Below are 21181 nucleotides of genomic sequence, written 5' to 3' on the forward strand. Positions count from 1 at the left end.
GGTGGACGGGCCCGGCTCCACCCTTTTAGGCGGGCGCCTGGAGGGAGAGGTGCCAATGGCCCGAGCGGCCCGTCAGGGTGATCGTGGAGAGCGGGCGGACGTCCACGTTCCAGTACGTCAGCGGGGCCGCCCGCAGTGCGTACACCAGGGCCGCCCGGACCACCGACGGCTCCGCCACCGCCACGATCGCGCCCCCGTCGTCGGCGGGCCGGGTGTCCAGCCAGCCGCCGATGCGGGAGATGAACGCGAGCAGGGATTCGCCGCCGTGCGGGGCGGCGACGGGGTCGGTGAGCCAGAGGTCCACCGCCCCGGGCTCGCGCTCCGCCACCTCGGCCAGGGTCAGCCCCCGCCAGCGGCCCATGTCGCATTCGCGCAGCGCCGGCTGGGCGAGCGGCGCGTACCCGAGGGCCTGCCCGGTGGCCCGGCTGCGCGGGCTGGGCGAGCAGTAGCGGAGCTCGGCCGCGCCCAGGGGCACGAGCCCGCGCGCCGCGGATTCGACCGCCCGCCAGCCCGCCCCGTCCAGCGGGCGGTCGTCGTCGAAGCGCTCGGCGAGCAGCGAGGAACCACGGGCTGCGGCGACGAGCGAAACCCGAACATTCATGCGGCGATGGTGAGCCGCATGCCGCACGGGGTCAAGCGCCTGGACCGACGGCGTCGCCGGCCCCGCTGCGCAGCCGGCGGACGGCCTCGTTCAGCTCCCCCGCGCCGGACACCCCGGCGAAGCTGAGCCGTACGTACGGTCCCGGCGGCTCGGCACAGAAGTACGGGCGGCCCGCGGCGACCGCGACCCCGGCGCGCAGGGCCGCCGCCGCGAAGGCCGTGTCGTCGCTGCCCTCGGCCATCCTCGCCCACAACTGGTATCCGCCCGAGGGCAGATGGGGCAGGGTCAGCCCCGGCAGTTCCCGGCGCAGCGCGCCCGCGAGCACGTCCCGCCGGTGGCGCAGCTCGGCGGCGACGGCGCGCAGGTGGCGGGGCCAGGCGGGCGCGCCGACGAGCTCCAGGGCGGCCTCCTGCAGCGGCCGGGACACGAAGAAGCTGTCCACGATCTGGATGGCCCGCAGCCGGTCCAGCACCGGGCCGCGCGCGGCGAGCGCGCCCACCCGCAGGCTGGGCGAGGTGGCCTTGGTCAGGGACCGGACGTGCACGACCACCCCGTCGTGGTCCTCGGCGGCCAGCGTCGGGGGCAGCGGACCGGCGTCGTCGTGGCCCAGCGCCCGGGCGTAGTCGTCCTCCACGACGAAGGCCCCGGCGGCCCGCGCGATCCGCAGCACCTCGGCCCGCCGCGCGGGAGCCAGCACCGCCCCGGTCGGGTTCTGGAACAGAGGCTGGCATACGAACACCCGCGCCCCGGTCGCTGCGAAGGCGGCGGCGAGCAGCTCCGGCCGGACCCCCTCGGCATCCACCGGGACGGGCACCGGCCGGCATCCGGAGGCGCGGGCGATGGCCAGCAACCCGGGGTAGGTCGGGGACTCCACGAGGACGGGCGCCCCGGGCGGGGCCAGTGCCCGCAGGGCGGTGGTCAGCGCGCTCTGCCCGGCCGCGGTGACCAGTACGTCGGCAGCCGATACGGCTCCGCCGATCTCCCGGGCGAACCAGTCGCGCAGCTCGGGCAGCCCCTCCATGGGCGGCCGCTCCCAGGCCCCGGGGCGCCGCCCGGCCCGGGCGAGCGCGGCGGCCATGGCCCGCTCGGGCTGGATGGAGGGGTGCAGGTAGCCGCTGTTGAGCCCGATCACCCCGGACGGCGGTGCGGCCAGACAGGCCAGCACCCCGGAGGCGTCCACCGAGCGCGGCACGATCTCGCCCTCGCCCTCCGCGCTGAGGGCGACCTCCTGCCAGGAGGTGTCCCCGGGCGCGGGCTCCGCCGTCCGGGGCCGTGCCCGGAACACCCCGGCGCCGGGCCGGGTGACGACCAGCCCCTCGGCGGCCAGCTGCGCGAGGGCGCGGGAGACCGTGACGGGGCTGACCCGGAAGCGCTCCACCAAGGCGCGGCTGGACGGGAGCTTTCCACCCACGGAGTAGCGGTCGAGTTCCGACCGCAGGGATTCCGCCAGTTCGGCCACGCTGCTACGCTCGTACATGACAGCAAAGAATAGCGCTACTCTCCCGAGCTCGATAGCGGTTGACCACCCGACCCACTCGGGCCGCCCGGCCCGCCGGGCCACCGGAGGCACCGCGCTCGCCGCGCTCGGCGTCGTCGCCTTCTCGCTGACCTTCCCCGCCACCGCCTGGGGCCTGGAGAGCTTCGGCCCCTGGTCCTTCGTCGCCGTGCGCAGCGTCCTCGCGGCCCTGATCGCGGGCGCCTTCCTGCTGGCAGGCCGCGTGCCGCTGCCCGCCCGCGCGCACTGGGCGGGCCTTGCCGTCGTCGCCGCCGGGGTCGTCATCGGCTTCCCGCTGCTCACCACGCTGGCGCTGACCACCTCCACCACCTCGCACGCCGCCGTCGTGGTCGGCCTGCTCCCGCTCACCACGGCCGCCCTGTCCGCGCTGCGCACCGGCGCCCGCCCCTCGGGCCGGTTCTGGGGGGCGGCCGTCGCCGGAGCCGCGGTCGTGCTCGGCTTCACGCTGGCCCAGAGCGGCGGCGCCCTCTCGACCGGCGACGGCTACCTCTTCGGGGCCCTGCTGGTCTGCGCGGCCGGGTACACCGAGGGCGGGCGTCTCGCCCGCGTCCTGCCCGGCTGGCAGGTCGTCGGGTGGGCGCTGGTGCTGTGCCTGCCGCTGGGCGTGGCCGGTGCCGCGCTGGGGCTCGCGTACGAGCCGGTGCACCTGACCGGCCACGGACTGGCCGGTCTGGTGTGGGCGGCCGCCGGCTCCACCTTCCTCGGCCTGTACGTCTGGTACCGCGGCATGGCGGAGATCGGCGCCCCGCGGGCCAGCCAGCTCCAGCTCGCCCAGCCGCTGCTGACCCTGGTCTGGTCGGTGGCGCTGCTGGGCGAGCACCTCTCCCCCGCCGCCCCGGCCGCCGCCTGCGCGGTTCTGGTCTGCATCGCCGTGACCCAACGGGCTTAAACCGCACAATCCGCCGTAAACTGCTGTCACCGGATCCAGACCGCCTCCGAGGAGGTCAGTATGCGCGCGACCGAGGGCGACCAGCTGGTGCAGCACGGCAGGATCGTGGGGCAGCACGACAAGGTCGGTGAAATCACTCAGGTACTCGGCGAGAACGGCACCCCGCCCTACCGGGTCCGTTTCTCGGACGGTCACGAGGCAGTCATGTCCCCGGGCCCCGACTGCGTCGTCAAGCACCCGACGGAGCCCACGCACTGACGCGACGCGGCTGACGCGGCCGACACGGCCGACGCGGCCTCAGCGCGGCGGCACGGCCGTCGGGTAATGGTCGGCAACGACCCTGGCCATCGCTCCATTGGGGTCCGCGACCACCTGCTTCGCCGAGAAGTAGACGTGGCCGCGGACCTCGGGGTACTGGCGGGCGAACGTCAGGTGCTTCGACAGCTCCGCCGGATCGCGCCACGCGGCGGTGGAGCTGTTGCGGTCGCAGCGGTACAGCGCCTCTCCCACGTACAGCGACACGTCGGTGCCGGCGACGGTGTCCGCCCACCAGGGCACGATCTTCGCGTAGTCGGCGGTCGGATGGCCGATCTGCCAGTACGCCTGCGGCACGATGTAGTCGATCCAGCCCTCCCGGACCCACTTGCGGGTGTCCGCGTACAGGTCGTCGTACGTTTCGACGCCCGCCTGCGTGGGCGAGCCGAGCGGGTCCCGGTCGCTGTTGCGCCAGACCGCGAAGGGGCTGATGCCGAAGCGCGCCTCCGGCCGGACCGACCGCAGCCGCTCCGACATCTCGCGGACCAGCCTGTCGGTGTTGTCGCGGCGCCAGTCCGCGCGGGAGGCGAAGGCGCCGCCGTGGCGCGCGTACGCGTCGTCGTCGTCGAAGTACTGCCCCTCTGCGGGGTACGGGTAGAAGTAGTCGTCCCAGTGCACCCCGTCCACCGCATAGCGGGAGACGGCGTCGAGCATGGCCTCCTGCACGAAGGTGCGCACCTCGGGCAGCCCGGGGTTGTAGTACAGCTTCCCGTTGTACGGGATCGCCCAGCCGGGGTTGCGCCGGGCCGGATGGTCCTCGGCCAGGCGCCCGGGGTCGGTGTGGTTGGCCACCCGGTACGGGTTGAACCAGGCGTGCAGTTCCAGCCCCCGGGCGTGGGCTTCGGCGACCGCCGTACCGAGCGGGTCCCAGCCGGGGTCCTCGCCCTGCTCCCCGGTCAGCCACTGCGACCAGGGCTCCCGGGCGGCGGGCCACATGGCGTCGGCGGTCGGCCGGACCTGGAGGATCACCGCGTTCAGGCGGCGGGCGACCGCGGTGTCCAGGAGGCCGGTCAGCTCGCCCTTCTGCTCCTCGGCGTCCAGCCCGCTCTCGGAGGGCCAGTCGACGTTCTCCACAGAGGCGATCCACATCGCGCGGAACTCGGCGGCCGCCTCCCTGCGCCGGCCGTGCCCCCTCGCCTCCTCGACCGCCCGCGCCGGGCCCCTCGCACCCGCCGCCCGCGCCGGGCCCGCCCCGCCCGTCGCACCCGCCGCGGCCAGCAGCCCGGCAGCCCCCGCCAGCAGCCCCCGCCGTCCGATGTACGCCATGTGACGACTCCGTTCCTTTGCGTGACATTGCCTTGCGTCTGACAGCATGCCCGCCCCGGCGCCCCGGCACGGACAAGGTCGGGGGTAACGTCGTGGGGCGTGGCGGGCGCCGGAAAGCAGTTACCACTGCGGTACACGGGGGACCCGCCGACGGATGAGCAGCGAAAGGCACGAAGTGACTGACCTCCCTTCCGACATCACTCGAGTCGGCGTAGTGGGCTGTGGCCAGATGGGCGCGGGCATCGCCGAGGTGTGCGCGCGCAGCGGCCTCGAGGTGAAGGTCGCCGAGACCACCGGCGAGGCCCTGGAGATCGGGCGCACCCGGCTGCACAACTCCCTGACCAAGGCCGCCGAACGCGGCAAGATCAGCGAGGAGGAGCGGGACGCCACCCTGGCCCGCCTCACCTTCACCACCGATCTCGGCGAGTTCGCCGACCGTGACCTCGTCATCGAGGCCGTCGTCGAGAACGAGCAGGTCAAGACGGAGATCTTCCAGGTCCTCGACCAGGTGATCACCCGCCCGGACGCGATCATCGCCTCCAACACCTCCTCGATCCCGCTGGTCAAGCTGGCCGTCACCACCTCGCGGCCCGACCAGGTCATCGGCATCCACTTCTTCAACCCGGCCCCGGTGCAGCAGCTCGTCGAGCTGATCCCGGCGCTGACCACGAGCGACGAGACCGTCAGGCGGGCCGAGGCCCTGGTGGGGAAGGTCCTGGGCAAGCACGCGATCCGCGCCCAGGACCGGTCCGGCTTCGTCGTCAACGCGCTCCTGGTCCCGTACCTGCTGTCGGCCATCCGGATGTTCGAGTCCGGCATCGCCAGCCGCGAGGACATCGACAACGGCATGGAGCTGGGCTGCGCCCACCCGATGGGTCCGCTCAAACTCTCCGACCTCATCGGCCTGGACACGATCGCCTCGATCGCCGACTCGATGTACGCGGAGTACAAGGAGCCCCTGTACGCCGCTCCCCCGCTGCTCCAGCGGATGGTCGACGCGGGTCGCCTCGGCCGCAAGACCGGCTCGGGCTTCTACCCGTACGGCTGACCCCCGCGCCCTGCGGCCCGCGCTAGCCGAGCCGCAGATGGTGCAGGAGCAGCAGCCCGGCCGCCATGTTGGCGGCCGGGATCTCGCCGCGCGCGATCATGTCCGGCACCAGTTTGAGCGGCACCCACTCGCGGCGCGAGGACTCGAAGTCGTCCTCCGGGTGCCCGATGTACGTCGCGCCGTCCGCCCAGTAGAGGTGGTGGCGGGCGTCGGTCAGCCCGTTGGCCGGCTCGACGGTCATCAGGTGGTGGAGGGGCCCCGGCCGCCAGCCCGACTCCTCCTCCATCTCCCGGGCGGCGGCTTCCGCGATGTCCTCGCCGTCCTCGACCACGCCCGCGGGCAGTTCCCAGCCCCAGCTGTCGGTGATGAACCGGTGCCGCCACAGCAGCAGCACCTCGTTGGCCCCGTTGACGGCCGTGGCGACGGCGACCGGCCGCAGCCGGATCACGAAGTGGTCCAGGTGCCGGCCGTCGGGAAGTTCCACATCGGCGAGGTTCACGTCGAACCAGCGGTTCTTGTACACGGTCTGCTCACTCAGGTTCGTCCACTGCACGGTTGTGCCACCTTCCGTTCGAGTAGGTGGCAACATGGCAGCAGTTCACGCCGTCACAGGGGAACGCGCAGCGCCCCGTCGATGAGCTGCGCGGTCTCCTCCGCGCCGGAACAACCGCTGGTCAGCAGCTGTTCGCGGACCGCCCGCAGCCGGTCGCGCAGCCGCAGCGACTCCATCCCCTTGGCCCGCTCGGCCATCTCGGCGGCGGCCGCCACCGCCCGGTCCGCCTCGCCCTGGCGCAGCTGGATCTCGCACAGCATCGCCAGCCGGTGGACCCGCCCCCGGTCGTGCGCGGGCGTCCCGACGGCCGCGGCCGCCTGCTCGTGGGCGGCATCGAGATCGCCGAGGCTGAGCAGCGCCTCGGCCACCTGTACGTTGACCAGCCCGGGCTGGACGTACCCCGTCTCGTCGGGCTCCGTGCCGGGCCGGATCCGCTCGGCGGCCGCCTCGGCGTTCCGGATGCAGCCCAATGCGGCGGCGGTGTCGCCGAGTTGGGCGTACGCCTTGGCCTGCATGGCGTACAGGTCGGCGGTCAGGGCCGGGGTGGTGTCCCGGCCGGCGGCGCGCAGCGCGGCCTCGGCGAAGGCGACGGCCTGGCGGTACTCCCGCAGGTGCAGCGACTGGTTGACGATCAGCGCGATGACGTAGGCGCCCAGCCCCCGGTCCCCGCTCGCCTTCGCGAGCCTCAGCGCCTGGTGGAAGTACCGCTGGGCGAGCCCGTGGGCGTCGGAGTCGTACGCACAGATCCCGGCCACCGCCACGAGGGACCCGGTGGCCCGGTGCAGCTGGCGGCCGAGGCCGTCGGGGTAGCTCCCGCGCAGCATGGGCGCGGTCTCGCTGCCGAGGAAGCGGACGATCCGGGCCCGGGTGGCCACACCGCCGGCCCGGCGGTACATCAGCTCGTAGTGCGCGCGGGCGGCCCGCAGGATCTCGATGTGCTCCGGCCCGATCCGGTTCGGCCCGTCGCGGGAGACGTCGGCGTCCTCCGGCGGGTTCTCCCACTCCCAGACCGGGATCACGGCGGGCGTCCCGGTGACGGCCTCGGCGGTGAGCAGCTGGAACCGGCCCTGCTCGTCGGAACGCCACAGGGCGGCGGCCCGGTCGACGAAGCCGCTGAGCGGGGACCCGTGCGCGGACACGGGCTGGCCGGGCACGCCGAGCCCGACGTCGTCCAGCGACACCGGGCGCCGGAGCCGGCCGCCGAGCACCTCGCAGATCAGGTCGGGCACCTGGCCGCGCGGCCGCTGCCCCTTCAACCACCGGGTGACGGCGGTGTGTTCGTAGCGCAGGGCCAGTCCGCGGGACCGGCCTGCCTGGTTGACGTGCGCCGCGAGTCCGGCGTGGGACATGCCCGCCTCGGCGAGGAGGGCGTCGAGCAGGGCATTGGGCTGCATGGGCCCCTCCAAGGGCTCTTCGGTCTCAGGCTAGTGGGTGCGCGGTTCACACGGGGTGTGAACCTGGTACGCGCATAAATGCGATACGCACCCTGCCGCAAGGAGCCCTGGGAGCGGTTCACTTAAGAGCCTCGCCAAAGAGGCAGCCCGGGTCGTCGGCTCCCCCTCGTACAGTGCGACGACCCGCACCGCGCCGCCCGCTCTGCTGTCTGCCCGACACTCCATGGCAGGCGGGCGGCGCGCTCCGGCTCCGCCGGCGCCCGGTTGGTCGCCGGGCCCCGGCAGGGGCCGCGGAACGCGCGCCGGGCCCTCCCACCGGGCCCGGTGTGCGGTTCCCTCCGGATCAGCAGCTGCGGTCGCTGCGCAGCACCAGCAGGGCGACGTCGTCGGTGAGTTGTCCACCGGTGTGGTGCAGCAGTGCGGCGTGCACGCCCGCGACCAGCCGCGCGGGCGTGTCCGCAGGTTGCTCTGCGAGCACGCTGCGCAGGGGGGAAGAAGCGCCCTGCGGGGTCCCGTGCGTCTTCGGCGCCGTCGGTGTGCAGGAACAGCACGTCGCCGGGCCACAGTTGCCCGCAGTCCTGCGACTGCAGGTCCGGCTGCACGGGCACCACCCCGAGCGGCGGCAGCACCTCACCCCCGTCGAAGCTGCGCACGTCGGTGCCCCGCTGCGCGGAGCCTTTCCCCACCCCGCCCCTTCCCGAACCGGGGCTCCGCCCCAGACCCCGCGCCTCGAACGCCGGAGGGGCTGGAGGGTGCCGCGCAGCGGCAATTCCAGCCCCGCCGGCGTTCGAGGCGCGGGGGTCCGGGGGTCGGCCCCCGGCAACGGCGCCGCACGGCTCCGGCGGCAGCGGCTCGCGCAAGAGGTACGGCCACGGGTGGCCGCAGTTCAGGGCCAGCACGGAGCCGTCCTCCGCGATCTGGAGCAGCAGCACCGTCACGAACTCCTCCACCGCGTCCTGGGCCCGGACGTGCCGGGCCAGGGCCCGTTCCATCCGGACGAGTACGCCGCCCAGCGCGGGCTCGTCGTACGCCGCCTCCCGAAAGGCGCCGAGCACCGCCGCCGCCGCGCCGAGCGCCGGCAGCCCGTGCCCCCGTACGTCCCCGATGACCACCCGGACCCCGTACGTCGTCGGCACGGCCTCGTACAGGTCGCCGCCCACCGCCGCGCCCCGGCTCGCCGACAGCTGCGCCGCCGACAGCGTCAGGCCGTCGATCCGCCCGGGCAGCGGCCGCAGCAGCGCCCGTTGCGCCGCGCCCGCGATCTCCTGCGAGCGCCGCAGCTCCGCCATCAGCCTCTGCCGGATGTGCAGTGCACACCCGGTGGCCAGTAACAGGAACGCCGCGCAGCTGGCCAGGCTCGCCCCGAGCCGCCCGGGGGTGGACAGCTCCCAGGACACCGCGGCGCCGCCCCATGCGAGGACGCACACCCGACGCACCTGGGGCATCTCCCCGCGTGATCATCGTTCCGGCCTCCCCCAGGGGGCGTCTTGCCGATCAGGCCGCAACGATTGTGTCGACCGCCCGGAGCAGCGGACACGGCCCACCGGCGTTCTCACCCGAACGAGTGAGGGGCGCACCCGGACCACCGGATACGCCCCTCAGGCCCTCAGGCTCTCAGCAGCAACAGCTGCGGCAGCGGTTACGCGCCGCGCAGCACCGCGCCCGTACGCTCGCCGGCCAGCGCCACCGCCGCGTCGCGCGCGGCCGTGGACTCCTCGGCCGTCAGCGTGCGGTCGGCCGCGCGGAAGCGCAGCGCGTACGCCAGGGACTTCTTGCCCGCGCCGACCTGCTCACCGGTGAACACGTCGAACAGCCGCAGGGACTCCAGCAGTTCGCCGGCGCCCTTGCGCAGCGCGGCCTCCACCGAGGCGGCCGGGACCGACGCGTCCACGATCAGCGCGACGTCCTGGGTCGCCACCGGGAAGGTGGAGATCCGGGGCGCCTGCACGGCGCCGCCGCCGGCCGCCGCGAGGCGGTCCAGGTCGAGCTCCATGGCGCTGGTGCGGGCCGGCAGGCCCATGGCCTTGACGACGCGCGGGTGCAGCTCGCCGGCGTGGCCGATGACCGTCTCCACCCCGTCCAGGGTGACGAGCAGTTCGGCGCACCGGCCCGGGTGCCACGGCCCGTACTGGCCCTGGCGCACGACCATCTCCACACCGGCCTCGACGGCCAGCGAGCGCGCGGCCTCGACCGCGTCCGCCCAGTCGGCCGGGCGGCCCTTGCCCCACCAGCCGGCCTGCTCGCGCGCACCGGCCAGCACGACCGCGGCGTACCGCGGCTGGGCCGGCAGGGCGGCGTTCAGCGTGGCGATCTCCTCGGCCGTGGGACGCCGGTCGACGGGCAGCCGTACGGCGACACCCGGCTGCGGGCCGGCCCGGAAGACCGAGCCCGTCTCGAAGAGGGCGAGGTCGTGGCTGCCCCGGCTGTCGTTGCGGCGCAGGGCGCCCAGCAGGCCCGGCAGCAGCGTGGTGCGCAGCGCCGGCTCCTCGTCGGAGATCGGGTTGACCAGCTTGACGACCTGGCGGGCCGCGTCGTGCGCGGGCAGCTGGAGCTGGTCGAAGACGCCCTCGCCGACGAACGGGTAGCTGAGCGCCTCGACGTAGCCCGCACCGGCCAGCGCGCGGCCGACCCGGCGGTGCAGCTGCTGCCGGGCGGTCAGACCGCGGCCGGAGGGCAGCTGCGGCAGGGTCGACGGGAGGTTCCCGTAGCCCTCGAGCCGGATGACCTCTTCGGCGAGGTCGTTGGGCTCGGCGAGGTCGGGGCGCCACGACGGGACGGTCACGACGAGCTCGTCCTGGCCGTAGACGTCGCAGCCGACCTCCTGGAGGCGGCGCACGACGGTCTCGCGGCCGTAGTCCATGCCCGCGACCCGGTCCGGGTGGTCCGCACGCATCGCGATGGTGCGCGGGGCGCCCGGGGCGGTGAGCTCGGTGACGCCGGCCTCGGCGGTGCCGCCCGCGAGCAGCACGAGCAGGTCGACGGTCCGCTGCGCGGCCGCGGAGGCCGCCTGCGGGTCGACGCCGCGCTCGAAGCGCTTGGAGGCCTCGGAGGCGAGCTTGTGGCGGCGGGCGCTGCGCGAGATCGTCAGGGCGTCGAAGTGCGCCGCCTCGATGACGACGTCCGTGGTGCCCGAGACCGCGCCGGTCTCGGGGTCGGTCACGGAGTCGGCGATCTCGGTGTCGGCGCCGCCCATGACGCCGGCGAGGCCGATCGGCCCGCTGTTGTCGGTGATCACCAGGTCCTCGGAGTCGAGCGTGCGCTTGACCCCGTCGAGGGTGGTGAACTTCTCGCCCTGCTCGGCCCGGCGCACGCCGATGGCACCGTCCAGGCGGGAGCGGTCGTAGGCGTGCAGCGGCTGGCCGAGCTCGAGCATCACGTAGTTGGTGACGTCGACGGCGAGCGAGATCGGGCGCATGCCGGCCTTCTGCAGGCGCCGCGTGAGCCAGATCGGGGACTTCGCCTCGGGGTCGAGGCCGGTCACCGTACGGGCGGTGAAGCGGTCGCAGCCGGCCGGGTCGTCGATCTTGACCAGGTAGCCGTACGAGTTCGGCGCGGGCACGTCGAGCAGCGCCGGGTCGCGCAGCGGCAGGCCGTACGCGGTGGCGGTTTCACGGGCCACGCCGCGCATCGACAGGCAGTAGCCGCGGTCCGGGGTGACGGCGATGTCGAGGACCTCGTCGACGAGCTGGAGCAGCTCGATCGCGTCGGTGCCGACCTCGTGCTCCGGGGGGAGCACGATGATGCCGTGGGTGCCGTCGTCGCCCATGCCCAGCTCGTCGCCGGAGCAGATCATGCCGTGCGAGGTGCGGCCGTACGTCTTGCGCGAGGCGATCGCGAAGTCGCCGGGCAGGACGGCGCCGGGCAGGACCACGACGACCTTGTCGCCGACGGAGAAGTTCCGGGCGCCGCAGACGATCTCCTGCGGCTCGCCGGTGCCGTTGGCCTGGCCGACGTCGACCGTGCAGAAACGGATCGGCTTGCGGAAGCCCTCGAGCTCCTCGATGGTCAGCACCTGGCCGACGACGAGGGGGCCCTTGAGGCCGGCGCCGAGCTGCTCGACCCTCTCGACCTCGAGGCCGGCGTCTACGAGCTTGGCCTGTACGTCACGACCGGTCGTGCCCGCGGGCAGGTCGACGTACTCCCGCAGCCAAGAAAGCGGGACCCGCATCAGATCTCCATCCCGAACGGCCGGGTGAACCGGACGTCACCCTCGACCATGTCTCGCATGTCTTCGACGTTGTGGCGGAACATCAGCATCCGCTCGATGCCGAACCCGAAGGCGAACCCGCTGTACTTCTCGGGGTCCACACCGCAGGCGATGAGCACCTTGGGGTTGACCATTCCGCAGCCGCCGAGCTCGATCCAGCCCTCGCTGGAGCAGGTGCGGCACGGGCGGTCGGGGTTGCCCACCGACTCGCCGCGGCACACGTAGCACTGCATGTCCATCTCGGCGGACGGCTCGGTGAACGGGAAGAAGTTCGGGCGCAGCCGGGTGGTCATGTCCTTGCCGAAGAGCGCCTGGACCATGTGGTCCAGGGTGCCCTTGAGGTCGGCCATGGTCAGGCCCTCGTCGACGGCGAGCAGCTCGACCTGGTGGAAGACCGGGGTGTGCGTCGCGTCGAGCTCGTCGGTGCGGAACACCCGGCCCGGGCACACCACGTACACGGGCGGCTCCCGGTCGAGCAGCGAGCGCGCCTGCACCGGGGAGGTGTGGGTGCGCAGCACGACGCCGGACTCGTCGCCCTCGGTGCCCTCGGGCCCCTGGACGAAGAAGGTGTCCTGCATCTGGCGCGCCGGGTGGTCGGGCGTGAAGTTGAGGGCGTCGAAGTTGAACCACTCAGCCTCGACCTCGGGGCCCTCGGCCACCTCGTAGCCCATGGCCGTGAAGACGTCCGCGATGCGGTCCATCAGCGTGGTCAGGGGGTGCCGGGCGCCGGCCGGGACGCGGTCGTACGGCAGCGTGACGTCCACCGCCTCCTCGACCAGCACCCGCTCGTCGCGCTCCGCTTCGAGCTCGACCGTGCGGGCCCCGAAGGCCTTGTTCACGGCGCCGCGGGCCTGGCCCACGCGCTTGCCCGCCTCGGCCTTGGCCTGCGGCGGCAGGGCGCCGATCTCGCGGTTGGCGAGCGCCAGGGGCGAGCGGTCGCCCATGTGCGCGGTCTTCGCCTCACGCAGCGCGTCGAGGTCGCCGGCGGACGCGAAGGCGGCGAGCGCCTCGTCCCGCATGCGCTCGATCTCTTCCGGTTTCAGTGCCTCGACCTCGACAGGGTCGTACGACTTGTTCGGTGCCGACATCTCTTCCCGTACTTCCGATGGCTGGCTGGTGGAGCCCCGCGCGATTGCTCGACAGTTCGATCGACCGATTCGGACACGGGCCCAAAGGTGCCAAAGGACGAGTCTAAAGGTCGCTGGGGGTGAAGGAGCCCGTGGGCCGCCTGGCGAGACGCTCCGCAGGGTTACTGCGTGAGGTAGGCCGGCGCGCCCACGGGCAGGATAAATCGGAACTCGGCGCCGCCGCCGGGGCCGCGGCCGACCGTGATGGTGCCGCCGTGTGCCTCCACGATGCCCTTGACGATGTACAGGCCCAGGCCGGTGCCGCCGCGCTTGCTCCCCCGCCAGAAGCGGGTGAAGACGCGGCCCATCGATTCCTCGGGGATCCCGGGGCCCTCGTCGGTCACGGTGACGGCGGTTCCCTTCTCGGTCTTGCCCGCAGCGTTCGTCATGCTGGTCGGCGATACGTCGATGGTGACCGTTCCCTCGCCGTGCCGCACCGCATTTTCGAGGAGGTTGCCGAGGATCTGGTCGATCTTGTCCGGATCGGCCCACAGATCGGGGAGCGAGCGGCAGACCCGTACGAGGAACCGGTCGGGAGCCTGGCCGTTCGCGGTGAGCGCCTGGACGTGGCGGCCGACGGCGGTGGCGATGTCCACCGGCTGGCGGCGCACCTCCAGGCGGCCCGAGTCGATGCGGGAGATGTCGAGGAGCTCGGCGATCAGCCGGGTGACGCGGTTGGCGTCGGCGTCGACGGTCTCCAGCATCAGGCGCTTCTGGTCGTCGGTGAACCGCTCCCACTTGGCGAGCAGGGTCGCGGTGAACCCCTTGACGGAGGTCAGCGGCGAGCGCAGCTCGTGCGCGACGGTGGCGATCAGCTCGGCGTGGCTGCGCTCGGTGCGGCGGCGGGCCTCGGTGCCGCGCAGGGTGACGACGAGGCGGCGCAGCGGGCCGGTGGGGTGGGTGCGGATGTAGCTGGCCGAGACCAGCACCTCGCGGCCGCCGGGCAGCAGGAGGTTGCGCTCGGGCTGGCCGCGCCGGGTGGCGAGGCCCCCGTACGGATCGGTCAGCGTCCACCAGCGGCGGCCGTCGAGGTCCTCCAGCGGCAGCGCCCGGTCGATGCGTACGCCGAGCGCCTCGCCGGGGGCCAGCGCGGTGATCCGGGCGGCGGCGGAGTTGAAGCAGATCACCCGGCCGGTGTGGTCGGCGACGACGAGCCCGTCGGGCAGGTCGTCGGGGTCGACCCCGAGCTGGGAGAACTCGCAGGGGTCGCAGGGTTCGGGTTCGGCTGCGGCCGGTCCGGCGCGGCCGGCGCCCTGCGGGGGCACGGCCGCCAGGGACGGCGTCCCGGACGCCTTGACGGCCCCGGGCGAGCTGTTCGTACCGACGGTCATGTCCCCGTACCCCACATCTCCGAGTAGCGCAGTGGGCCCCCGGGCCGCCACATTACTAGCTGGGGGTCACGGAGCGGCACCCTCCGGGAGCCCGCTGTGCACGCGCGGATGCGTAGAGGCACACCGCGGCGGCCGTCGCGAGGTTCAGGCTCTCGGCCTTTCCGTGGATCGGGACGCGTACGACGGCGTCCGCGAGCGCCCGGGTCTCCTCCGGCAGGCCCCACGCCTCGTTGCCGAAGACCCAGGCCGAGGGGCCGCCCATGGTGCCCGCGTCGAGCTCGGCGTCCAGGTCGTCCTCGCCGGCCCCGTCGGCGGCGAGGATCCGCACGCCGGCCGCCCGCAGCCCCTCGACGGCCTGCTCCACGGGGACGCCGACCGCCACCGGCAGGTGGAAGAGGGAGCCCACGGAGGCCCGTACGGACTTCGGGTTGTACAGGTCCACGGAGGCGTCGGTCAGGACGACCGCGTCCGCTCCGGCGGCGTCCGCGCAGCGCAGCACCGTGCCGGCGTTCCCGGGGTCGCGGACGTGGGCGAGGACGGCGACCAGCTTGGGCTCGGCCTTGAGGATGTCCTCGAACGGCGAGTCGAGGAAGTGGCAGACGCCGACGAGCCCCTGCGGGGTGACGGTCTGCGAGACCTCGGCGAGCACCTCGTCGGAGGCGTAGTGGACGCGCGCGCCGGAGGCCAGTGCGGCATCGACGATCTCGGCGTAGCGCTCGGCGGCCTCGACGGTCGCGAACAGCTCGATCAGGGTCGACGCGCCGCCGGCGCCCCGGTGCTCGACGGCCTCGCGGACGGCCTGCGGGCCCTCGGCGATGAACCGGCGCTCCTTGGTGCGGAAGTTGCGCCGCGCCAGTCGCCTGGCGGCGGCCACCCGCGGGGATCGGGGGGAGATCAGCTCGGCGGGGGCGGGGGTACCCATGGCGGTCGGCTCGCTTCCGTACGTACTGCGGGTCGAAACAGGTGGATCGGCTACAACGCACCGGACCCGCAGGCACGGGGCCTGCGGGTCCGGGCTGAAGCCTGTGAAGGGCTCGCTGCGCGCGTGGTGCTTAGGCGGCGGCGGGGGCCTTCGGGGCGTTCACGTCGGCCGGAAGCGCCTTCTGCGCAACCTCGACGAGCGCGGCGAAAGCGTTGGCGTCGTTGACGGCCAGCTCCGCGAGGATCTTGCGGTCCACCTCGATGTTGGCGGCCTTCAGACCCTGGATGAGGCGGTTGTACGTCATGCCGTTCTGGCGGGCAGCGGCATTGATGCGCTGGATCCACAGCTGACGGAAGTCGCCCTTGCGCTTCTTGCGGTCGTTGAAGTTGTAGACCAGCGAGTGGGTGACCTGCTCCTTGGCCTTGCGGTACAGGCGCGAACGCTGACCGCGGTAGCCGGAGGCCGCCTCGAGGATTGCCCGGCGCTTCTTGTGGGCGTTTACTGCCCGCTTGACGCGTGCCACTTTTTAACTCCTTGTAGCGGGGCCGTGGGTGTCTTCACACGGCCCGAATTCGATGGGGTCCCGGTCTTGACGTCCGCTCCCGGCAGGGGGAGCGGAGAACGTCACTTGCCGAGAAGCTTCTTGATCTTCGCGGCGTCGCCGGGGGCCATCTCCGCGTTGCCGGTGAGGCGGCGGGTCAGACGGGACGACTTGTGCTCGAGCAGGTGGCGCTTACCGGCGCGCTCACGAAGCACCTTGCCGGAGCCGGTGATCTTGAAGCGCTTCTTGGTACCGCTGTGCGTCTTGTTCTTCGGCATAGCGCCGTTATCTCCTCGTCGGTGGCGCCCCCGCCGGTCCGGCTAGGGACCGGCGCCCGGGAGCGTCATGTTGTGTCGGTGATCCGAGGCAGGCTGCCTCGGAATCAGGCCTCGGCCGGTGCCTCGGGGGAGGCATCCTCGGTGACCTCGGCAGAGGCGACCTCGGTGCCTTCCTCGACGGGGGCTTCCTCGGAAGGAGCCTCGTCGGCGGCGACACCCTGGCGCTCGGCCTTACGGGCGGCCTGCGCCTCGCGGGCTTCGGCCATCGCCTCGGTCTTCTTCTTGTGCGGACCGAGGACCATGATCATGTTTCGGCCGTCCTGCTTCGGGTTCGACTCGATGAACCCGAGGTCCTCGACGTCCGAAGCGAGACGCTGGAGCAGTCGGTAGCCGAGTTCCGGCCTGGACTGCTCGCGACCACGGAACATGATCGTGATCTTGACCTTGTCGCCCTGCTTGAGGAACCGAACGACGTGACCCTTCTTGGTGTCATAGTCGTGCGGGTCGATCTTCGGCCGGAGCTTCATTTCCTTGATGACCGTGTGCGCCTGGTTCTTGCGCGCCTCACGGGCCTTCATGGCCGACTCGTACTTGAACTTGCCGTAGTCCATGAGCTTGCAGACCGGCGGGCGTGCAGACGCCGCGACCTCGACCAGGTCCAGGTCGTACTCCTGCGCGAGCTCAAGCGCCTTCGCAAGCGGGACGATGCCCACCTGTTCGCCGCTGGGACCGACGAGTCGCACCTCAGGGACACGAATCCGATCGTTGATGCGGGGCTCGGTGCTGATGGATCCTCCTCGGTAGCACCACACGGCTGCCTGGCAGACAGCCGCTGACGTCTAATGTCGTCAGACCAACCGCGGCGGAGAACAAAAAATGCCCCGCCGGGCACAGGCAGGGGCTCCAAAACAACCGGAGCACCGCCGCGTGCGATCGCGGGGCGCAGACTCGGGCAGCTTTCCATCGTCCGTACGGAACGATGGATGCCACCTGACCGGTGACCCGCCGCCCCGGAGGGTGGTCGGGTGGGAGAGCGGAGCCTCCACTTGTGGGCCGGGGACATGCGTCTCCGGCCGGTCGTCAGCTCAATATAGCATTCCGCGCCGGGTCCGCTCACCCGGAGGCCGCCCGTCCGGTGTCCCCCGGGTGTCCCCACGGTGTCCGCCCGGGGCCCGGTCGGCGGGGCACGGGTCCCGGCTTATCGTGTGAGGCATGACTGACGCGACCCCCACCCCCGCCACCGAGGCCGACCAGGCCCCCGACTACGACGCCATGACCCGCGACATCGCGGACGTGCCCGCCGTCGAGGTGATCACCACGGTGGCCGTGCACCTGCTGAGCGCCGCGGCGGTCAACCTGGGCCTGGACAAGCCGGACTCCGAGCACAAGGACCTCGACGAGGCCCGCAAGCTGATCACGGCCCTGGCCGGCCTGGTCACGGCGAGCGCCACCGAGATCAGCTCCTTCCACGCGGCTCCGCTGCGCGACGGCCTGAAGTCGCTGCAGCTCGCCTTCCGCGAGGCCTCGATCGTGCCGGACGAGCCGGGCCAGGGCCCGGGCGAGAAGTTCACGGGCCCGGTCTTCGGCTGAGCCGCCCGCACGTGCACGAAGGGCCGGGGCATCGCCCCGGCCCTTCGTGCATGTCGCGTCGTACGTCGCGGCTCAGCGGGTGAAGAGCGGCTCGCCGGCCGGGGCCGGGGCCTCCTCCGGGAGCAGGGCCAGGTCCAGCCCGCGCACCAGGCGGGCCCGCAGCGTCTCGTCGGCGGCCAGGGCCTCGGCGACCCGGCGGGCCGCGGCGTGGGCCTGCGCACCGGGGGCCAGGACGATCGCCAGGGTGCCGTCGGAGTCCGCTCCGCCCGGGCCCAGGTGGGCGCGGAGTACGGCCTGCTCGGCGGAGACTGCGGCCCGTACGGCCTCCCGCACCGCGGGGTCGGCCAGCGGGCCGGCGTCGGTGCGGCCCTCGGCGAGCGCGAGCAGCGCGGAGCCGGTGAGCTGGTAGGTGACGGGGCCGGCCAGATCCAGGACCACGGTGTCGGCCTTCTCGTGCGCGGCGGCCGCCAGCGCCTGGTGCAGCGGGACGGCCACCGGCCGGGCCGCCGGGTCCCAGAGCGCCAGCGAGGCGATCGAGGTGAACGCGGGCAGCGCCCGCCGGTCCCCCGCCCGCAGGGTCGGGACGGCCATGTCGCTGGTCTTCTCCCGCTTGAGCCCGGTCTCCGGGTCGGTCTCCACCTCGCCGAGCACGGCGACGACCGGGACCAGCAGACGGGCCCCCTTGAGGGCGGCCAGCACCTCCGGCTCCTTCGCCCGGTCCGTGGACCAGGCGGCCAGGGCGGCGCTCAGCCGGGGATCGGCGGAGCCGTCGTCGTCGGAGAAGCCGGGGTCGGGAATGCTTTTGTTCGCCACAGTTACCCGACCCTATCCCGATCCCGCCGTGCGCCCCGCGGGCGCCTGGCCAGTACGGCGGCCAGGACGAGCAGCGCCAGCCCGGCGGCCGCGGCGGCCGGGGCGCCGAGGCGGGCACCGCGCTCGGCCGCGCGGACGGGCTCGGGGCCGGGGCCGAAGTACGGCTGCCCGGCCGCGACGGGCACGGGGACCGGCGGCTCGGCGCGCACCGTGTCGGCGACCTGGAGGGCGGCGACGGGATCCACCAGTCCGTGGCCGCGGGAGTCGTCCCGGCCGCCGGGCGGGGCGTCGGAGGCGGTGTCCTCCAGGAGCTTCTTGATCTGCGCCGGCGACAGGTCCGGGTGCCCGGCCTTGACGAGGGCCACGACGCCGGAGACGAAGGCCGCGGCGGCGCTGGTGCCCCAGCCCTCGTAGTACGAGCGGTCGGGGTCGGCGATGACGACGTCGACGCCGGGGGCGCTGACGGTGGCGTACCAGTTGCGGGTGGAGAAGGCGGCCTTCTTCCCGCCGCGGTCGACGGCGGTGACGGCGATGACCCCGGGATAGGCGGCCGGGTAGGAGGCGTGGTCCCCTTGCCGGCCGCCGTTGCCTGCGGACGCAACGACGACGACGCCCTTGGCGAGGGCGTACTGGACGGCCTCGTCCTCGGCGGCCTCGTGGTGCGCGGAGTCGCTGTCGTCGCCGAGGGAGAGGTTGATCACGTTCGCGCCGTGGTCGGCGGCCCAGCGGATGCCCTCGGCGAGGGCGCCGCCCTTGTTCTCGCGGGCCTTGGCCCGGCCGGGGTCGCCCTCTTCGAGGATCACGCGGATCGGGAGGACCTTCGCCTGCGGGGCGATGCCGAGGACGCCCTGGCGGCGGTTGGCGCCGTGGCCGTGCCCGGCGATGATCCCGGCCATGGCGGTGCCGTGCCGGGCCCAGGCGCGGTCGCCGCGGCCGGCGCCCATGCCGATCAGGTCGGCGCCGTCGAGGACTTGGCCGGCCAGGTCGGGGTGGGTGGCGTCGACCCCGGTGTCGAGGACGGCGACGGTGACCCCGCTGCCCCGGGTGGTGCCCCAGGCTTCCTCGGCGCGCAGGGCCGTGAGGCCCCACTGGCGGTCGCGGATGGCGTCGGCGGCCGCGGGGGGCGCGGTGGCGCCGACGAGGAGGGCGCCGAGTACGAGGACTGCTGCGGCCCTCGGCCGGCTCATCGGCCGGCCCCGGACGGGGCGGGCTGCGCGGCGAGGGCGTGTACGGCTCGTTCTGTCCGGTCGGCGACGGCCTTGGCCGCGTGGCCGAGGCCGGCCTGGGCGACGGCTCCGGTGGCGTCCTTGCGCATCACGTCCTCGGCGGGGCGGGGGGCGTCCAGCGTGCGGCCGTCGGTGAACGCGGAGACGGTGTAGACGACCACGGGGGCCCCGGACGCCACGGACGCCGTCCACGCGGCGCGCTGGCTGTCGGCGAATCCGTAGCCGGGCGGGGCGGGAAGGCGTCCCCGCAGGGCCGCCATCGCCGGGGCGTCGGCGGGGGTGAAGACCATGCCGACGGTGACGAGGGAGCTGCGGGTGGCGTCGGTGTAGGTGGCGCGCAGGACCCGGGTACAGCCGGTGGCGGCGAGGGCCGCCTGCCAGTCGGGGGCGAGCGCGGGCCCGCAGTCGGCGTCGGGGGCGAGGGCGACCCGGGTCCACGTACGGTCTGCCCCGCCGGGGCCGCTCTCCGCCCCGTCCAGGACGGGCGGGAACAGGGTGTCCACGGGGGTGGCGCGCCAGAGCGAGCCGGCCTTGCGGTAGGCGGCGTCGGCGGCCAGGGGGCGTTGGGCGGCGCGCTGTTCGGCCCAGCCGCTGATGCCTGCCCCGCCGACCAGGCCCACCCCCACCAGGGCGCACACGACGGCGGCGACGCCCCGCGCGGACCCGCGGCGGCCCGGCCCGGATTCGGCCGCGGGCTCGGCAAGGACCGCGGTCTGCGGTGTGGACGCACTCATCCGGCGGCTCCGCCCCCCGTTCCGTACGGCTGCCTCCCCGTACTCTACGCGGCCCCGTCCCCCCGACCCCGGCCCCGGCCCCGACGCCCCGTCACCCACCGGGGCCCGAGCCCGGCGGGTCAGGCAGGGACCGCCGCAGCGCGGGTGGCGGCTTCGATCAGGGCGGACATCACGCGGGTGTCCTTGTCGCGTTCCGGGTGCCACTGGACGCCGAGGACCCAGTGCGCGGGGCCGGGGAGCTCGATGGCCTCCACCGTGCCGTCGACCGCGTGCGCCGAGGCGACCAGGCCGCGGCCCAGGCGGTCGACGGCCTGGTGGTGGTAGGTCGGGACCTCCGCCTCCTCCGGGACCAGCGCCGCGTACCGCGTGTCCGGGACCGGGCGGACCGGGTGCCAGGACATGACACCCGGAGCCACCGCATGGCCGTCGATGTGCTGGACCAGCGTGCCGCCCAGTGCCACGTTCAGCGCCTGCATGCCCCGGCAGATGCCCAGCACCGGCATGCCCGCCGTCAGGGCCGCCTCGATCAGGGCGAGTTCCCACTCGTCCCGCTGCGTCGCGGGGGCCCCCGTACGCGGGTGGCGTTCGGCCCCGTAGCGGACCGGGTCCACATCGGGGCCGCCCGCGACGACCAGGCCGTCCAGCCGGCTCAGCACCTCCGCCGCCGATCCGGGTTCGTCCGGCGGGAGCAGCACGGCCGCGCCGCCCGCCGCCTGGACGAGTTCGTAGTACCCGGTGGGTACGAGGGACGTCGGGACGTCCCACACCCCGTAGCGGGTGGATTCCTCCACGTAGGTCGTGATGCCGATGAGCGGCCTGGGCACGGTTGC

At 73.7% G+C, this 21181-nt stretch carries 21 protein-coding genes and 1 pseudogene; 4 read left to right on the plus strand and 18 right to left on the minus strand.

The window, feature by feature from the left end:
* Positions 1-25: 25 nt before the first annotated feature.
* Together ACZ49B_RS17260 and ACZ49B_RS17265 are read right to left on the minus strand one after the other, a co-directional pair.
* Complete coding sequence (locus ACZ49B_RS17260) at positions 26-601, minus strand: histidine phosphatase family protein (protein WP_468306314.1); 576 nt, start codon at positions 599-601, stop codon at positions 26-28.
* Positions 602-632: 31 nt separating this feature from the next.
* Positions 633-2078: an aminotransferase-like domain-containing protein gene (locus tag ACZ49B_RS17265; protein WP_468306316.1), complete on the minus strand. Its 1446-nt coding sequence runs from the start codon at positions 2076-2078 to the stop codon at positions 633-635.
* On the opposite strand from ACZ49B_RS17265, the gene ACZ49B_RS17270 reads away from it, so the two are divergent.
* Both ACZ49B_RS17270 and ACZ49B_RS17275 read left to right on the plus strand, forming a co-directional pair.
* Positions 2077-3006 (plus strand): DMT family transporter, encoded by a 930-nt coding sequence (locus tag ACZ49B_RS17270; protein ID WP_468306319.1) that lies wholly within the window; start codon positions 2077-2079, stop codon positions 3004-3006. The genes ACZ49B_RS17265 and ACZ49B_RS17270 overlap by 2 nt on opposite strands.
* A 60-nt stretch (positions 3007-3066) precedes the next feature.
* Positions 3067-3264 (plus strand): DUF1918 domain-containing protein, encoded by a 198-nt coding sequence (locus ACZ49B_RS17275; RefSeq protein ID WP_030294415.1) that lies wholly within the window; start codon positions 3067-3069, stop codon positions 3262-3264.
* 39 nt (positions 3265-3303) lie between these two features.
* Here the strand turns inward: ACZ49B_RS17275 and ACZ49B_RS17280 are convergent, their stop codons facing one another.
* Positions 3304-4587, minus strand: a complete 1284-nt coding sequence (locus ACZ49B_RS17280; protein ID WP_468306323.1) for a glycoside hydrolase family 10-like protein — start codon at positions 4585-4587, stop codon at positions 3304-3306.
* A gap of 154 nt (positions 4588-4741) precedes the next feature.
* Here ACZ49B_RS17280 and ACZ49B_RS17285 point away from each other — a divergent pair, with 154 nt between their 5' ends.
* Positions 4742-5635 carry a 3-hydroxybutyryl-CoA dehydrogenase gene (locus ACZ49B_RS17285; RefSeq protein WP_468306325.1) on the plus strand — a complete coding sequence of 298 codons (894 nt, stop codon included), beginning with the start codon at positions 4742-4744 and terminating at the stop codon, positions 5633-5635.
* A 22-nt stretch (positions 5636-5657) separates the two neighbouring features.
* Here the strand turns inward: ACZ49B_RS17285 and ACZ49B_RS17290 are convergent, their stop codons facing one another.
* From ACZ49B_RS17290 to infC, 11 genes and pseudogenes are all read right to left on the minus strand, one after another.
* The gene (locus ACZ49B_RS17290; RefSeq protein ID WP_468306328.1) at positions 5658-6188 is read right to left on the minus strand and encodes an NUDIX hydrolase; all 531 of its coding nucleotides are present in this window, start codon (positions 6186-6188) and stop codon (positions 5658-5660) included.
* A gap of 53 nt (positions 6189-6241) precedes the next feature.
* Positions 6242-7582, minus strand: coding sequence for a transcriptional regulator (locus tag ACZ49B_RS17295; protein WP_468306330.1), 1341 nt, complete (start codon positions 7580-7582; stop codon positions 6242-6244).
* 343 nt (positions 7583-7925) lie between these two features.
* Positions 7926-8060, minus strand: a complete 135-nt coding sequence (locus ACZ49B_RS17300) for a hypothetical protein (RefSeq protein ID WP_468306774.1) — start codon at positions 8058-8060, stop codon at positions 7926-7928.
* Positions 8061-8493: 433 nt separating this feature from the next.
* Positions 8494-9027, minus strand: a pseudogene (locus ACZ49B_RS17305) (SpoIIE family protein phosphatase); the annotation flags it as partial.
* A 194-nt stretch (positions 9028-9221) separates the two neighbouring features.
* A complete protein-coding gene (pheT, locus tag ACZ49B_RS17310; protein WP_468306333.1) occupies positions 9222-11750 on the minus strand; it encodes a phenylalanine--tRNA ligase subunit beta in 2529 nt (842 codons plus the stop codon).
* Complete coding sequence (pheS, locus tag ACZ49B_RS17315; protein ID WP_468306335.1) at positions 11750-12877, minus strand: phenylalanine--tRNA ligase subunit alpha; 1128 nt, start codon at positions 12875-12877, stop codon at positions 11750-11752. The genes pheT and pheS overlap by 1 nt, the downstream gene beginning before the upstream one ends.
* 161 nt (positions 12878-13038) lie before the next feature.
* Positions 13039-14247 carry a sensor histidine kinase gene (locus ACZ49B_RS17320; RefSeq protein WP_468306338.1) on the minus strand — a complete coding sequence of 403 codons (1209 nt, stop codon included), beginning with the start codon at positions 14245-14247 and terminating at the stop codon, positions 13039-13041.
* A 55-nt stretch (positions 14248-14302) separates the two neighbouring features.
* The gene (locus ACZ49B_RS17325) at positions 14303-15169 is read right to left on the minus strand and encodes a TrmH family RNA methyltransferase (protein ID WP_468306341.1); all 867 of its coding nucleotides are present in this window, start codon (positions 15167-15169) and stop codon (positions 14303-14305) included.
* A 130-nt stretch (positions 15170-15299) separates the two neighbouring features.
* Entirely contained in the window at positions 15300-15692 is a 393-nt protein-coding gene (gene rplT / locus ACZ49B_RS17330; protein WP_008741875.1) for a 50S ribosomal protein L20, read from the minus strand.
* Positions 15693-15793: 101 nt separating this feature from the next.
* Entirely contained in the window at positions 15794-15988 is a 195-nt protein-coding gene (gene rpmI / locus ACZ49B_RS17335) for a 50S ribosomal protein L35 (RefSeq protein ID WP_327282603.1), read from the minus strand.
* Positions 15989-16092: 104 nt separating this feature from the next.
* Positions 16093-16800 carry a translation initiation factor IF-3 gene (gene infC / locus ACZ49B_RS17340; protein ID WP_078613184.1) on the minus strand — a complete coding sequence of 236 codons (708 nt, stop codon included), beginning with the start codon at positions 16798-16800 and terminating at the stop codon, positions 16093-16095.
* Between the two features lie 400 nt (positions 16801-17200).
* Here infC and ACZ49B_RS17345 point away from each other — a divergent pair, with 400 nt between their 5' ends.
* Positions 17201-17578, plus strand: coding sequence for a DUF1844 domain-containing protein (locus ACZ49B_RS17345; RefSeq protein ID WP_356869669.1), 378 nt, complete (start codon positions 17201-17203; stop codon positions 17576-17578).
* A gap of 72 nt (positions 17579-17650) precedes the next feature.
* On the opposite strand, the gene ACZ49B_RS17350 is transcribed toward ACZ49B_RS17345, so the two are convergent.
* From ACZ49B_RS17350 to ACZ49B_RS17365, 4 genes are all read right to left on the minus strand, one after another.
* Complete coding sequence (locus tag ACZ49B_RS17350; protein WP_468306346.1) at positions 17651-18391, minus strand: SseB family protein; 741 nt, start codon at positions 18389-18391, stop codon at positions 17651-17653.
* A 2-nt stretch (positions 18392-18393) separates the two neighbouring features.
* Positions 18394-19578 (minus strand): type VII secretion-associated serine protease mycosin, encoded by a 1185-nt coding sequence (gene mycP / locus ACZ49B_RS17355; protein WP_468306348.1) that lies wholly within the window; start codon positions 19576-19578, stop codon positions 18394-18396.
* Entirely contained in the window at positions 19575-20351 is a 777-nt protein-coding gene (locus ACZ49B_RS17360; protein WP_468306351.1) for a hypothetical protein, read from the minus strand. Before ACZ49B_RS17360 ends, mycP begins: the two co-directional genes overlap by 4 nt.
* Before the next feature lie 119 nt (positions 20352-20470).
* Positions 20471-21175, minus strand: a complete 705-nt coding sequence (locus tag ACZ49B_RS17365) for a gamma-glutamyl-gamma-aminobutyrate hydrolase family protein (protein ID WP_468306354.1) — start codon at positions 21173-21175, stop codon at positions 20471-20473.
* Positions 21176-21181 lie beyond the last annotated feature (6 nt).

It is taken from the genome of Streptomyces sp. NPDC031132 (genome assembly GCF_055570595.1).

Coding starts and splice junctions, on each gene's coding strand:
- ACZ49B_RS17260 (WP_468306314.1), bottom strand. CDS start 601: ATGAATGTTCGGGTTTCGCTCGTCGCCGCAGCCCGTGGTTCCTCGCTG.
- ACZ49B_RS17270 (WP_468306319.1), top strand. CDS start 2,077: ATGACAGCAAAGAATAGCGCTACTCTCCCGAGCTCGATAGCGGTTGAC.
- ACZ49B_RS17265 (WP_468306316.1), bottom strand. CDS start 2,078: ATGTACGAGCGTAGCAGCGTGGCCGAACTGGCGGAATCCCTGCGGTCG.
- ACZ49B_RS17275 (WP_030294415.1), top strand. CDS start 3,067: ATGCGCGCGACCGAGGGCGACCAGCTGGTGCAGCACGGCAGGATCGTG.
- ACZ49B_RS17280 (WP_468306323.1), bottom strand. CDS start 4,587: ATGGCGTACATCGGACGGCGGGGGCTGCTGGCGGGGGCTGCCGGGCTG.
- ACZ49B_RS17285 (WP_468306325.1), top strand. CDS start 4,742: ATGAGCAGCGAAAGGCACGAAGTGACTGACCTCCCTTCCGACATCACT.
- ACZ49B_RS17295 (WP_468306330.1), bottom strand. CDS start 7,582: ATGCAGCCCAATGCCCTGCTCGACGCCCTCCTCGCCGAGGCGGGCATG.
- pheT (WP_468306333.1), bottom strand. CDS start 11,750: ATGCGGGTCCCGCTTTCTTGGCTGCGGGAGTACGTCGACCTGCCCGCG.
- pheS (WP_468306335.1), bottom strand. CDS start 12,877: ATGTCGGCACCGAACAAGTCGTACGACCCTGTCGAGGTCGAGGCACTG.
- ACZ49B_RS17320 (WP_468306338.1), bottom strand. CDS start 14,247: ATGACCGTCGGTACGAACAGCTCGCCCGGGGCCGTCAAGGCGTCCGGG.
- ACZ49B_RS17325 (WP_468306341.1), bottom strand. CDS start 15,169: ATGGGTACCCCCGCCCCCGCCGAGCTGATCTCCCCCCGATCCCCGCGG.
- rpmI (WP_327282603.1), bottom strand. CDS start 15,988: ATGCCGAAGAACAAGACGCACAGCGGTACCAAGAAGCGCTTCAAGATC.
- ACZ49B_RS17345 (WP_356869669.1), top strand. CDS start 17,201: ATGACTGACGCGACCCCCACCCCCGCCACCGAGGCCGACCAGGCCCCC.
- mycP (WP_468306348.1), bottom strand. CDS start 19,578: ATGAGCCGGCCGAGGGCCGCAGCAGTCCTCGTACTCGGCGCCCTCCTC.
- ACZ49B_RS17360 (WP_468306351.1), bottom strand. CDS start 20,351: ATGAGTGCGTCCACACCGCAGACCGCGGTCCTTGCCGAGCCCGCGGCC.